This is a genomic window from Haloarchaeobius caseinilyticus, from assembly GCF_051207395.1.
Classification (GTDB): Archaea; Halobacteriota; Halobacteria; order Halobacteriales; family Natrialbaceae; genus Haloarchaeobius.
In genome coordinates this window covers 1,920,083-1,932,523 of record NZ_JBPJZC010000001.1, presented here as the reverse complement: position 1 = coordinate 1,932,523, position 12,441 = coordinate 1,920,083, and the positions used below count along the sequence as shown (strand labels likewise).

At 65.2% G+C, this 12,441-nt stretch carries 12 protein-coding genes; 10 read left to right on the top strand and 2 right to left on the bottom strand.

The annotated features are described in order from the left end of the window. Positions 1–200 precede the first annotated feature (200 nt). The 10 genes from ACSC1P_RS10085 to ACSC1P_RS10040 all read left to right on the top strand — a co-directional run bounded on the left by ACSC1P_RS10085 (position 201) and on the right by ACSC1P_RS10040 (position 10,517). A complete protein-coding gene (locus ACSC1P_RS10085; protein WP_435360019.1) occupies positions 201–2,585 on the top strand; it encodes an ATP-dependent DNA helicase in 2,385 nt (794 codons plus the stop codon). Further along, positions 2,585–3,106: a KEOPS complex subunit Cgi121 gene (cgi121, locus tag ACSC1P_RS10080; RefSeq protein WP_435360018.1), complete on the top strand. Its 522-nt coding sequence runs from the start codon at positions 2,585–2,587 to the stop codon at positions 3,104–3,106. Before ACSC1P_RS10085 ends, cgi121 begins: the two co-directional genes overlap by 1 nt. Before the next feature lie 227 nt (positions 3,107–3,333). Further along, a complete protein-coding gene (locus ACSC1P_RS10075) occupies positions 3,334–4,746 on the top strand; it encodes a selenium-binding protein SBP56-related protein (RefSeq protein WP_435360017.1) in 1,413 nt (470 codons plus the stop codon). After that, positions 4,743–5,081, top strand: coding sequence for a 2Fe-2S iron-sulfur cluster-binding protein (locus tag ACSC1P_RS10070; protein WP_435360016.1), 339 nt, complete (start codon positions 4,743–4,745; stop codon positions 5,079–5,081). The genes ACSC1P_RS10075 and ACSC1P_RS10070 overlap by 4 nt, the downstream gene beginning before the upstream one ends. Positions 5,082–5,118: 37 nt before the next feature. Beyond that, complete coding sequence (locus ACSC1P_RS10065) at positions 5,119–5,709, top strand: class I SAM-dependent methyltransferase (protein ID WP_435360015.1); 591 nt, start codon at positions 5,119–5,121, stop codon at positions 5,707–5,709. Positions 5,710–5,757: 48 nt separating this feature from the next. Continuing rightward, entirely contained in the window at positions 5,758–7,068 is a 1,311-nt protein-coding gene (locus tag ACSC1P_RS10060) for an oxidoreductase (protein WP_435360014.1), read from the top strand. A gap of 205 nt (positions 7,069–7,273) precedes the next feature. Continuing rightward, on the top strand, positions 7,274–7,405 hold the full coding sequence (locus tag ACSC1P_RS10055; RefSeq protein ID WP_435360013.1) for a hypothetical protein: 132 nt from the start codon (positions 7,274–7,276) through the stop codon (positions 7,403–7,405). A 152-nt stretch (positions 7,406–7,557) separates the two neighbouring features. Further along, the gene (gene proC / locus ACSC1P_RS10050) at positions 7,558–8,334 is read left to right on the top strand and encodes a pyrroline-5-carboxylate reductase (protein WP_435360273.1); all 777 of its coding nucleotides are present in this window, start codon (positions 7,558–7,560) and stop codon (positions 8,332–8,334) included. Continuing rightward, positions 8,327–9,184 carry a glutamate 5-kinase gene (gene proB, locus ACSC1P_RS10045; RefSeq protein ID WP_435360012.1) on the top strand — a complete coding sequence of 286 codons (858 nt, stop codon included), beginning with the start codon at positions 8,327–8,329 and terminating at the stop codon, positions 9,182–9,184. Before proC ends, proB begins: the two co-directional genes overlap by 8 nt. Further along, complete coding sequence (locus ACSC1P_RS10040) at positions 9,177–10,517, top strand: glutamate-5-semialdehyde dehydrogenase (RefSeq protein WP_435360011.1); 1,341 nt, start codon at positions 9,177–9,179, stop codon at positions 10,515–10,517. Before proB ends, ACSC1P_RS10040 begins: the two co-directional genes overlap by 8 nt. Before the next feature lie 143 nt (positions 10,518–10,660). Here the strand turns inward: ACSC1P_RS10040 and ACSC1P_RS10035 are convergent, their stop codons facing one another. Together ACSC1P_RS10035 and ACSC1P_RS10030 are read right to left on the bottom strand one after the other, a co-directional pair. Next, positions 10,661–11,554: an alpha/beta fold hydrolase gene (locus ACSC1P_RS10035; protein WP_435360010.1), complete on the bottom strand. Its 894-nt coding sequence runs from the start codon at positions 11,552–11,554 to the stop codon at positions 10,661–10,663. A 136-nt stretch (positions 11,555–11,690) separates the two neighbouring features. Continuing rightward, the gene (locus ACSC1P_RS10030; protein ID WP_435360009.1) at positions 11,691–12,407 is read right to left on the bottom strand and encodes a rhodanese-like domain-containing protein; all 717 of its coding nucleotides are present in this window, start codon (positions 12,405–12,407) and stop codon (positions 11,691–11,693) included. Positions 12,408–12,441: the final 34 nt, after the last annotated feature.

Below are 12,441 nucleotides of genomic sequence, written 5' to 3'. Positions count from 1 at the left end.
TCCTCCCCATCCTCCTCGTTTCGCTCGATCCCCTCGCGTCACTCGTCCCTCGCGCGTCTTCGAGTCGCGGCCTTCGCAGGCTCAGGCACGCGACTCCGCGCGCGCGCCGGACCGGTTGCGTCGGCCCACAGAGAACCCACCCAACACGGCCCACACCGAAACACGACAGTTTAAACCGAAACGCGCACCAAATTCGGGCAATGAAGACGGCGGACGTCCCGGGGATACCCGCACCCTTCGTCGAGCAGTTGCACGACGACGGCATCGAGGAGTTGTACCCGCCGCAGGCGCAGGCGGTCGAGGCGGGCATCACCGAGGGCGACAGCGTCGTCGCGTCCATCCCGACCGCGAGCGGGAAGACCCTCATCGCCACGCTGGCGATGCTGTCGGCGGTCGAACGCGGCGGGAAGGCACTCTACATCGTCCCGCTTCGAGCACTGGCCTCGGAGAAGAAGGCCGAGTTCGAAGCCTTCGAGGAGTTCGGCGTGAGCGTCGGCGTCTCCACGGGCAACTACGAGTCCGAAGGTGGCTGGCTCGGCGAGAAAGACATCGTCGTGGCCACGTCCGAGAAGGTCGACTCGCTCGTACGAAACGGCGCGTCGTGGATTTCGGACTTAACCTGCGTCGTCGCCGACGAGGTCCACCTCATCGACGACCGTCACCGAGGACCGACGCTGGAAGTCACCCTCGCGAAGTTGCGACAGGTGAACCCGAGCCTGCAGGTCGTCGCGCTCTCCGCGACGGTCGGCAACGCGGGCGACATCGCGGACTGGCTGGACGCCGACCTCATCGACGACGACTGGCGACCAATCGACTTGCGAAAGGGCGTCCACTACGGGAACAAGCTGTCCTTCGACGACGGCACAGAACGCGAGGTAAGGATACAGGGCAACGAGAAACAGGAATCAGCCCTACTCCGAGACATCCTCGAAGACGGTGGCTCTTCACTGGTGTTCGTCAACTCACGGCGGAACGCCGAAGCCGCAGCCCGACGACTCTCTGAGGAGGTCAAACCGTTCCTGAACCCGGCCGAGGAAGAAGACCTCGCAGACCTCGCCGACGACATCCGCGACGTGAGCGACTCGGACACGAGTGACGACCTCGCCGAAGTCGTCGAGCGAGGTGGCGCGTTCCACCACGCAGGACTGGCCCGCGAGCATCGCGCCCTGGTCGAGGACGCCTTCCGCGACCGAAAGCTCAGGGTCATCTGCGCGACGCCGACGCTGGCCGCGGGTGTGAACACCCCGAGTCGGCGCGTCATCGTGCGCGACTGGCGGCGCTACGACGGGAGCGGGATGGCTCCGCTCTCGGTGCTCGAAGTCCACCAGATGATGGGCCGGGCCGGTCGACCCGGCCGGGACCCTTACGGCGAGGCGGTCCTGCTCGCGTCGAACCACGACGACCGCGAGGAGCTGTTCGACCGGTACGTCTACGCCGAACCGGAGCCAGTTCGCTCCAAACTCGCTGCCGAGCCAGCGATGCGGACCCACGTCCTCGCCACTATCGCCTCCGGGTTCGCCCGGACCCGCGACGAACTGCTCGGCTTCCTCGAACGGACGCTGTACGCCGAGCAGTCGACCGAGGAAGGGCGACTGGAGAACAGCGCCGACCAGATGCTCGACTACCTCGTCCGGAACGGCTTCGTCGAGAACGACGATGGTGACCTGTCGGCGACGAACGTCGGCCACACCGTCTCGCAACTGTATCTCGACCCGATGAGCGCGGCGACCATCATCGACGGGTTGCGGGCATACGCGAAGCAGAACTCGAAAAGCGACTATCAGGCGACGGAGTCCGCCGCCGGGTTCCAGACGTACAGCGTCGACACGAGCGACGAGGACACTGGCGAAGCCGAAGGCGACACCAAGGTCCCGAAGCCGACCGCGCTCGGCCTCTACCAACTCATCTCTCGCACGCCGGACATGTACGAACTGTACCTCAAGTCGGGCGACCGCGAGCAGTACTCCGAGGTGTTCTACGAGCGCGAGACGGAGTTCCTCGGCAGCGCGCCCTCGGAGTACGAGGAACACCGCTGGGAGGACTGGCTCTCTGCACTGAAGACCGCGCGACTGCTCGAAGATTGGGCCGACGAAATCGACGAGGCGCGGATCACCGAGACGTACGAGGTCGGACCGGGCGACCTGCGCGGGAAGGTCGAGACGGCGCAGTGGCTGCTCGGCGCGGCCGAACGCGTCGCTGGCGAACTCAACCTCCCGGGCACGGTGACGGTGGGCGTGCGAGACGCGAAGAAGCGCGTCGAAGACGGCGTTCGCGAGGAACTCCTCGAACTCGTTTCGGTCAGAGGAGTCGGCCGAAAACGTGCCAGACAACTGTACGCAGCCGGTATCGAGACGCCCGCAGACCTCCGCAACGTCGAGAAAGGTGTCGTGCTGGCCGCACTCGACGGACGGCGGAAGACCGCCGAGAACATCCTGGAGAACGCCGGTAGAGAAGACCCCTCGATGGAGGATGTCCGCGCCGACGCGTCGGCAGTGCCCGATGACCCCGGTGGTGACCGCGAGGACGAGTCCACCACCGAAGCGCAAGAATCCGACCAGAGCCAGACCAGTCTGGGTGATTTCTGATGCGGGTTGTCGAAGGCACGGCGACCGTCGACGACCTCGACGCGTTCGTCGCCACACTGGGCGACATCGGCGACGAGCACGACTGCGTGGTGCAGGCGTTCGACGCCCGGGCCGTCGTGGACCGAGCACACCTCGACGCTGCCGTCGAACAGGCAGCGCGAGCGTGGAAACGCGGTGACAAAATCGCCCGCGACCCCGCGGTCGAGGTGTTGCTGTACGCGGCGGGTCGCCGCCAAATCTCCGAGGCGCTGGCGATGGGCGTCGACGTGGGCGAGTCACCGGTCGTCGCCGCCGTCGTGAGCGAGTTCCCCGAGAACCCGTTCGAGACGGACGAGTCCGAAGACGCCGCGGTGGCCGCTGTGGCCGACCTGTTCGAACCGACCGAGACGCTCAGTGTGTCGGCTGACGAGGCGCGTATTCGCTCGTTCTTCGACGTGGGCGACGCCGAACTCGCGGCGACCGAGGCGACGCTGTCGGACCTCGTTCGGGAACGGGTCGCACTGCTCACCATCGACAAGTAAGTTTCCTCACCTGTGGGGTCGCACCCTCACAGCCAATTAGAAGAAATTGTTGCCGGTATCTCGGTCAGAAATTGATGCATGAGAGTGCAAGTCACACCCCGGCAGAGACAGCCAGACACCCCAGGAGTGCCACCCATTGACACAGTTGGCGCACACGCCCGTCACCGAAACCGGGGATTCGACCCGCGACCCGACCGGTGACGCGACTGGCGAGCGTTCTTGGCGCCATGAGCGACGCAGACAATCCCACCGGCGACGCCGACGCCCACAGCCACCACGACCACGAGCACCACGACCATCACGGGCCCGGCTACGCCACACCACAGGCGGCCATTGAGGAGTCGGAACCCGAGGAACTCGCGTACGTCATGGGCATCTACACGGGTACAGATGTGGACGCCCCGGACTTCCTCGCGGTCGTCGATTTGGACCCCGATTCGGACACGTACCAGCAGGTCGTGAACCGCGTCGAGATGCCGAACAAGGGCGACGAACTCCACCACTTCGGGTGGAACGCCTGTTCCTCGTCGTGTCACATGGAGGGACTGGAGCGACGCCATCTCCTGATTCCGGGTCAGCGGTCGTCACGCCTGCACGTCGTCGACGCGAAGGACCGGCGGAATCCCGAATTGCAGGAAGTCATCGAACCCGAGGAGGTGTTCGAGCAAGACCTCTCGGCTCCGCACACGGTCCACTGCGTCCCGGAGGGGAAGATTCTCGTGAGCATGCTCGGCGACGCCGACGGGGAACTCCCGGGCGGGTTCCTCGAACTGAACGACGACTTCGAAATCGCGGGCCGGTGGGACCACCCCGGCGACATCGAGATGAACTACGACTACTGGTACCAGCCGCGCCAGAACGTGATGATTTCGAGTGAGTGGGCCGCCCCGCAGACGTACTACCCCGGCTTCGACCTCGAAGACGTGGAGAAGGGGAAGTACGGCCGAAAGCTCCACATCTGGAACTGGGAGGAACGCGAGATTCGCCAGACCATCGACCTCGGCGAGGAGGGCCAGATTCCGCTCGAAGTGCGCTTCCTGCACTCGCCCGTCTCCACCCACGGGTTCGTCGGCGCGGCGCTGTCCTCGAACGTGTTCCACTTCTACGAGAAGGGTGGCGAGTACCACGCCGACAAAGTCATCGACGTGGACGGGCGCGAACACGACGACTGGGACTTCCCTGTGCCCGGCCTCGTCACGGACCTGCTCGTATCGATGGACGACCGCTACCTGTTCTTCTCGAACTGGCTCCACGGCGACGTGCGGATGTACGACGTGTCGGACCCGGACAACCCGCGACTCGCCGACCGGGTGTGGGCGGGCGGAAACTTCGGCCCGCGACACCCGACCGGTGACGACGACCGACCCGTCTTCGGCGGCCCGCAGATGCTCCAGTTGAGTCTGGACGGCGAGCGCCTCTACTGGACGACCTCGCTGTTCTCCTCGTGGGACAACCAGTTCTACCCCGACGAAGGCGAACAGGGCTCGGTGATGCTCAAGGCCGACGTGAACCCGCGCAAGGGCACGATGACGCTCGACACCGATTTCATGGTCGACTTCGGCCAGATGGAACACGGTCCGGCCAGAGCGCACGAAATTCGCTGGCCTGACGGCGACTGCACGAGCGACGTCTGGTCGTGAGTGCAGGCGGCGACGAGGCGGTCTACGCCGTCACTATCGAGCGGCCAGACGGTCGAACCGAGACGCATGACCTGCCCGCTGATACGGACTTTGTGACCGCCAGTGAGGAACTCGGACTCGGCCTGCCCTTCGGCTGTCGAACCGGTGCGTGTGCGACCTGCGTCGCGCGGGTTCTCGACGGTGAGGTCGAACACGTCCGGCCGCCGCGAGGACTGAAGGAGCGACATCTCGATTCGGGCTACGTACTGTGCTGTATCGCTCAGCCACGGTCGGAGTGTCACCTGCGCGTCGGCAGCGACGTGCAGCGAGAGCTCGTGGCGAACCCGTGGAAGTAGCGGAGCGGTTTTCCTTCCGCGGTCGCTGGTATCAGCCATGGACCGGTTCCAGAACACGGGACACCCTGACCGCGACTGGTGGAGTGAACTGTGGCCAGACACGGAAGCGACGCTTCGCTCACTCGGGGTGCGCGAGGGCGACAGCGTCGCCGACGTGGCCGCTGGCAACGGCCACTTCACGCTAGCTGCGGCGCAGGTCGTCGGCGACGGACCGGTGTACGCGGTCGACCTCGATGCCGAGTTGTTGGCGGAACTGGCCGACCGGGCAAGCGAGGCTAACTTCGACCGCATCGAGACCATCGAGGGCGACGCGAGAGACTTGCCCGACCTGCTCTCCGAATCGGTCGATGTGGTCCTGTTCGCCAACACGCTCCACGGCGTGCCGGACCCAACCGAGTTCTGCCGGACTGCGCGAGATGTCCTGCGCGACGACGGCCGGTTCCTCGTCGTGAACTGGCGCGACCAGCCAAGCGAGGAGACGACTGTCCTCGGCGAGGTGCGTGGGCCGCCGACCAGCCTCCGGATGGCCGAGGCGGATGCAGTGGAACTGGCCCGCGAGGCTGGCTTCTCCGAGGTCGAGGTCGTCGACCTGCCGCCGTATCACTACGGCCTTATCTGTCGGCGATAGCTTGCTGCCGGTGACAGCTTCATTGTCCCCGCGGGCGAACCCGCAGTCATGCCGCGGCTGGACGACCCCCTGACCATCGGCCCCCTCCAGATACCGAACCGGCTCTATCGCGCGCCCCTCCTCGAATGCGCCGGGAACGGCCCCGAAGCGGTCGATACCCTCATTAAAGACCTCGAACCGGCCGCCGAGTCCGGCGTCGGTCTCGTCTTTCAGGGCGCGACCATCGTGACCGAGTCCGGCGGCTGTGCCGCCCCCGGGATGACCCGAGTCCACGACGACGAGTTCGTTTCGCAGTTGTCGGCACTCACCGACGCCATCCATGACCACGGAAGCACGATTTTCGTCCAACTCGAACACGGCGGCTTGCGGAGCATGGAGATGTGGCACGCGGGCTACCGGCGCGAACACCCGAACGAGCGCCAACTCGCCGTCTCGCGCCCACCGTGGCAACTGCGACTGCTCGACCGACTCGGCTTCCTCCACCTCGACCCGCAGGTCATGTCGACTGCGGACGTGTACGACCTCGCCGAGTCGTTCGGAAAGGCGGGAAAACGCTGCGTCGACGCTGGCTACGACGGTATCCATCTCGCAGGCGCGAACATGGGCATCCTCCAGCAGTTCCTCTCGCCGTTTTACAATCGCCGCGACGACGAGTTCGGCGACGGCGTCAGGTTCATGGAACTCGTGCACGACGAGTTGCGCGAGCGTATCGGCGACGTGCCCATCGTGACGAAGGTACCCTGCGAGTCTCCCGCGCCGCCAGTCGTCCAGCGAAAACTCGACGAGTGGGACACCGTAACCCTGTCCCGGCGACTGGAACGAATCGGCTACGACGCGCTCGTGCCGGTCAAAACCTCCGTCGTCTGGGACATGAGCATCGTCCGCGGCGAGCACCCGAAGCGGGCGTGGCGCGAGGAGTCGCTGCAGGATGGCTACGCCGACGCGTTCGGTGGGCGAGCGAAGACGCGACTGGTTCGTGTCTTGAACTGGCTGGAGTCGTTCCAGTTCGACTTCGAACCGGCGTGGAACGCTGGACTCGCCCGGAAGGTTCGAAAATCGGTCGACGTGCCGGTTCTGTTGGAGGGCGGCGTGCGCGAACGCGGGCACATGGACCGCTTACTCGGCGACGCGTGCGACATGGCCGGGATGGCACGGCCGTTCTACGCCGAGCCGAAACTCGCCGCGCGGTTGCTCGGCGACGTCGGCGGCGACACCCGCGTCGTCTGTGAGAACTGCAACAACTGTACCGTCCCGCAGGTCACCGGCGCAGACGGCCGCTGTCGCACGCCCTCGGTGGTCCGTCGTCGCGGCGAGTTCGAGAAGACGGGCGCGTACGACGCCGATGGAGACCCCTCGTGACCGACTGCAGTCCGCACCACAGTCGGTCGGCGGTCGAATCGCTATTCCCTGTATATCGGCTGTTTCCGATGGCAATGACCAAGTAAACGGCCGACAATTCAAAGAGGGTTCACGCTCACTCATCAGATACGCCACCCCGCCATGTGATAAAGTATCACGGTTGGGTCGCTGGAGAATTACGCACATGCCGCAATGCAACGTCTGTATGGGTGGAATCGACGAGGAAGCAGACACCCACATCGAGGTCGTCAAACCGATGGAGTACAAGGGCGCGACACAGGAGATTCGCCACTACTACTGCACGATTTCGTGTCTGCTCGACCAGGCACAGAACTAGCTGCACACAGGACCGAAATCTGCGACCAGCGCCAGTGACGGCCGGACTGGTCGACGAGCACCGCTACCCCTGCCAGCTTCTCGCACTCCCTACCGAAAGTCGCGCCAACCCCAGTGTCTATCTCTCTGCAGCCACCTATGAAAGAAGTGAGAATGGTGAACGTGAGCGTCATCGGCTGTGGAAACATGGGGAGCGCCCTGATCGAGGGCCTCTGGCGGGCAGGTGGACACACCACCACCGCCTGCGACCTCGACCCGGACGCGCTCGCCCGTGTTGCTGACTTCTGTGACCGAACGACAGACGACCCGACAGTCGCCGCCGAGGCGGACATCGTCGTCGTCGCCGTGAAACCAGACATCGTCGGAGCGGTGCTGGATTCGCTCAGCCTCTCGCCGGAGCAGACGCTCGTCACGTTCGCTGCCGGCGTGTCGCGGTCGTACGTCGCCGCACGGACCGACGCCGAAACCGTCGTCCGCGTCATGCCGAACCTCGCGGCCGCGTCGGGCAACGCCGCCGCAGCAGTCACGAAGGACGGCCTCACCGACGAGGTGCGAGCGCTGCTCGCCGACGTGGGCGAGTTCGTCGAGATAGACGAGTCGCTGATGGACACCGCGACTGCAGTGAACGGAAGCGGCCCGGCGTTCGTCTTCTATCTGATGCAGGCCATGCAGGACGCCGGTGTCGAGAGCGGCCTCACGCACGAGCAGGCCGAACTCCTCGCGGCCCAGACGTTCAAGGGCGCGGCCGAGACGGTTCTCCGGGACGACCGGACACTCGACGAACTCATCGACGCGGTCTGTTCGCCCAACGGGACGACCATCGAGGGAATGAAAGTGCTTCGCGCGAGTGACGCCGACGAAGCGATGAGAAAAGCCGTCTGGGCGGCCGAGGACCGCTCGAAGGAACTCTCGGAGGCGTTCCATGACTGAGGCCATCGACGAGGTTCCCGCCGACGACGACGTGGTCGCAGCCACGCGCCGGCAGGCCGCCGACGCCCAGCGTGTCGTCGTCAAGGCCGGGACGAACTCGCTGACCGACGACGACTCCAATCTGGACGACGCGAAACTCGACAAACTGGTCGACGACATCGCCGACCTCCGAAAGCGGGACAAGGACGTGCTGCTCGTCTCGTCGGGGGCCATCGGTGCCGGTATCGGTCGCGTCGGCCTCGGTGCCGTCAGCCGAGACACCGTCGAGGAGTCACAGGCGCTCTCGACCGTCGGCCAGAGCCACCTGATGCGCCGCTACACCGAGAGCTTCGAGCGCTACGACCTGAAGGTGGCACAGATTCTCGTCACCCAGCAGGACCTCGACGACGTGGAACGGTTCACCAACTTCCGCAACACCATCGAGACGCTGCTCGACTGGGGTATCGTCCCCATCATCAACGAGAACGACGCGGTCGCCACCGCGGAGATTCGCATCGGCGACAACGACATGCTCGCGTCCTCGATCGCCATCGGGGCTGACGTGGACCTGCTGGTGACGCTGACCGACGTCGGCGGGGTCTACACCGGCAACCCGAAACACGACCCCGACGCCGAGCGCATCGGGGCCGTCAGCGACAATTACGACATGGTACAGGACATCATCGGCGCGAGTGCGACCGACGAGTTCGGTGGCATCCGCACGAAGGTCGAAGGCGCTCGCGACGTGAGCGAACACGGTGTCCCGGCCATCATCGCGGCCTCGACCGAACCGGACGTCCTCGAACGAATCGCGAACGCCGAACCGGTCGGCACCATCTTCCTCCCGATCAACGGTGACACAGATGACTGAGCACGACACCGACGCGAACGTACAGCAGGCACAGCGCGCGGCCCTCGAACTGGCGAACCTGTCCGAGGCGACGCGAAACGAGGCGCTCCACGCCATCGCGGACGCCATCGACGCCCGCCACGACGAGATACTCGCGGCGAACGAGAGAGACGTCGAGGCGGCCGAAGAGATGCTCGCGAAAGGCAAGTACACGCAGGCGCTGGTCGACCGGCTGCAGCTCTCGCCGTCGAAGCTAGAGAGCATCACCGACATGGTCCGGAGCGTGGCCGAACAGGACGACCCGCTCGGGAAGACGCTCGAAGCGCGCGAACTCGACGAGGACCTGGAGTTGTACAAGGTCGCGGTCCCCATCGGCGTCGTCGGCGCGGTGTTCGAGTCTCGGCCGGACGCACTCGTCCAAATCGCCGCACTCGGGCTGAAGTCGGGGAATGCAGTACTGCTCAAAGGCGGCAGCGAGGCGGCCCACTCGAACCGCGTGCTGTTCGACATCATCGAAGAGGCGACCGCCGAGGTCGCGGACGTCCCAGACGGCTGGGCGTACCTCGTCGAAGCCCGCGAAGAGGTCGACCGAATGCTCGACCTCGACGAATCCATCGACCTGTTGATGCCCCGCGGCAGTTCCGAATTCGTCCAGTACATTCAGGACAACACCTCGATTCCCGTGCTGGGCCACACAGAGGGCGTCTGTCACGTCTACGTCGACCGCGACGCCGACCTGGCGATGGCGACCGACATCGCGTTCGACGCGAAGGTCCAGTACCCGGCAGTGTGCAACGCCGTCGAGACCCTGCTCGTCCACGAGTCCGTGGCTGGCGACTTCCTGCCCGAGATGGTCGACCGCTACGAGGAGGCTGGTGTCGAGCTTCGCGGCGACGAGCGCGTCCGCGAAGTCGTCGATGTCGAGGTAGCAACCGAAGAAGACTGGTCGACCGAGTACGGCGACCTCGTCCTCTCCATCCGCGTCGTCGACTCGTTGGTTGACGCGATGGCCCACGTGAACACCTACGGCTCGAAGCACACCGACGCCATCGTCACCGAGGACGCGGACCGCGCCGGCCAGTTCATGCGGGGCGTCGACGCCGCGAGCGTGTTCCACAACGCCTCAACCCGCTTCGCCGACGGCTACCGCTTCGGCCTCGGTGCGGAGGTCGGCATCAGCACGGGGAAAATCCACGCCCGCGGCCCGGTCGGGCTGGAAGGCTTGACGACGTACAAGTACCACCTCGAAGGCGACGGCCAACTCGTCGCCACGTACGCCGGCGAGGGCGCGAAACCGTACACGCACCGCGAGTTCGACGGGGCGTGGATGCCCGGGCGACTGTCGGACGAGTAGACCCGTCGGCTGTGGCTGTGCGACCGCGAGCACACGCGCGAGCGACTCCACCGACGACGCATCGACGAGACCGCCCTTCTCTCTCGTTTTCGACCGTCTCTATCGACGGAGCTATCGTCGTTCGTGCGTCGCGTGACCAGTCGTCAGACCGTCATCGGCCGTCTGTCCGCGACGTGTTTCGTCATGAACTCGCGGATGAGGGACGCGATGCGCCTGCCTTCTTCTTCGAGTGCGAAGTGTCCAGTGTCGAGGCGGTACACCTCGACGGTCTCCAAGTCGTCCGCATAGGGAGACGCCCCCTCCACACCGAATATCTCGTCACGTTCGCCCCAGACGACGAGCGTCGGCGGCTGGTGTTCACGAAGGTACGCCTGCCACTTGGGGTACAGCGGCGGGTTAGTCCGGTAGTCGAGAAAGAGCTGGAGCTGGATGTCGACGTTCCCGGGCCGGTCGAGATGTGCGCGGTCGAGCGTCCACGTGTCCGGGCTCAGTCTCGACTCGTCGCGCACACCGTGCGTGTACTGCCACTCGACGCCCGCAGGGGTGATGAAGCCCCGGAGCGGTTCGGCGGTCTCGGCGGTCGGGGTCTCCCAGTACGGCCGGAACTCGTCCCAGAAGTCCGTGAGTCCCTCCTCGTAGGCGTTCCCGTTCTGGACGAGCAGTGCCTGCACTCGCTCGGGATGGGCCGTCGCCAGTCTGAACCCCACCGGCGCGCCGTAGTCCATCACATACAGACTGTAGCTGTCCAGTCCGAGCGCGTCGGTGAACCCCTCGAGTATCGACGCGATACCGTCGAAGGTGTAGTCGAACTCGTCGAGCGGTGGCTGGTCGCTCTGGCCGAACCCTGGGTAATCCGGCGCGACGAGGTGGTACTCACCGCTCAAGTCCGCGATGAGGTTCCGGAACATGAACGACGACGTCGGGAACCCGTGCAGGAGGAGGATAGTCGGCGCAGTGGCCGGCCCAGCCTCCCGGTAGAACACCTCGACCCCGTCGACCGTAATCGTCCGATAGTGGACAGTGGCACTCTGTGACATGCGTGCCAGAGTTAGGCACTGAGCGGGTATAACGTGGCTTTCGGGGCGGTTGAACTGTTCCAGCCCACGCAACGTGCTCGACCGAAAAAACGCAGACGGGACGTCACCGACAGGCCCGAACCGCGAATCGCCGTCCCTACGCCAGCGTCTGCACCGACTTCGCCGTCACGACCTGCTCGGTCAACGCGCCGAGCGTCGTCTCGACGCTGTAGTCCGGTGCTTCGAGCGACACCACAGAATCGGGCGTCACGCCGCCGAAGTGGACCGTCATCGCGTACGAGCCGTCGTCCTCGACGAACGCGGCTTCGAGCGGTTCCAGCCCGTTCTCGGAGCGCCACTTGAGCATCACGACCTCACTGGCGTACGATGCATCGGTCTCACCGCGAATCTCGAAGGACTTGACGTTCGACGAGCCAGTGACTGGGTAGCCGAGCTGTACCCACTTGTTGAACCCCTCGTCGATGACCGAGACGTCCGTGTAGCCCGCCTTCTGGAGTTCTGCAGCCCGAACAGACGAGAGGTGGTGCGGACAGCCACAGTAACAGACGATCTTCTCGTCTTTCCCGACTTCTGCGGTCTGCGTCCCCTCGATGGGGCTGCCAGCCGGTGAACTGATGGCACCCGTGATGTGCGAACTGGCGTAGATACTCTGGCCACGCGCGTCGGCGAACGTCGCCTCGTCGTTCTGGTGCCACTCAAAGGTCGTTCCGACCGGTGTGAGCTTTACAGTCTCGCCGTCGACGGTGAGGGTGCCGCCATCGCCGCCGCCACTTCCACCACCGAGGCCGCCGATACATCCCGCTAGCCCCGTCAGGGAGACGCCGGCCCCGGCGAGGAACGTCCGTCGTTTCATACGCGCAAGGGTATGTAATGGACGGAAATATGGG

Coding starts and splice junctions, on each gene's coding strand:
- ACSC1P_RS10085 (WP_435360019.1), top strand. CDS start 201: ATGAAGACGGCGGACGTCCCGGGGATACCCGCACCCTTCGTCGAGCAG.
- cgi121 (WP_435360018.1), top strand. CDS start 2,585: ATGCGGGTTGTCGAAGGCACGGCGACCGTCGACGACCTCGACGCGTTC.
- ACSC1P_RS10075 (WP_435360017.1), top strand. CDS start 3,334: ATGAGCGACGCAGACAATCCCACCGGCGACGCCGACGCCCACAGCCAC.
- ACSC1P_RS10065 (WP_435360015.1), top strand. CDS start 5,119: ATGGACCGGTTCCAGAACACGGGACACCCTGACCGCGACTGGTGGAGT.
- ACSC1P_RS10060 (WP_435360014.1), top strand. CDS start 5,758: ATGCCGCGGCTGGACGACCCCCTGACCATCGGCCCCCTCCAGATACCG.
- ACSC1P_RS10055 (WP_435360013.1), top strand. CDS start 7,274: ATGGGTGGAATCGACGAGGAAGCAGACACCCACATCGAGGTCGTCAAA.
- proC (WP_435360273.1), top strand. CDS start 7,558: ATGGTGAACGTGAGCGTCATCGGCTGTGGAAACATGGGGAGCGCCCTG.
- proB (WP_435360012.1), top strand. CDS start 8,327: ATGACTGAGGCCATCGACGAGGTTCCCGCCGACGACGACGTGGTCGCA.
- ACSC1P_RS10040 (WP_435360011.1), top strand. CDS start 9,177: ATGACTGAGCACGACACCGACGCGAACGTACAGCAGGCACAGCGCGCG.
- ACSC1P_RS10035 (WP_435360010.1), bottom strand. CDS start 11,554: ATGTCACAGAGTGCCACTGTCCACTATCGGACGATTACGGTCGACGGG.
- ACSC1P_RS10030 (WP_435360009.1), bottom strand. CDS start 12,407: ATGAAACGACGGACGTTCCTCGCCGGGGCCGGCGTCTCCCTGACGGGG.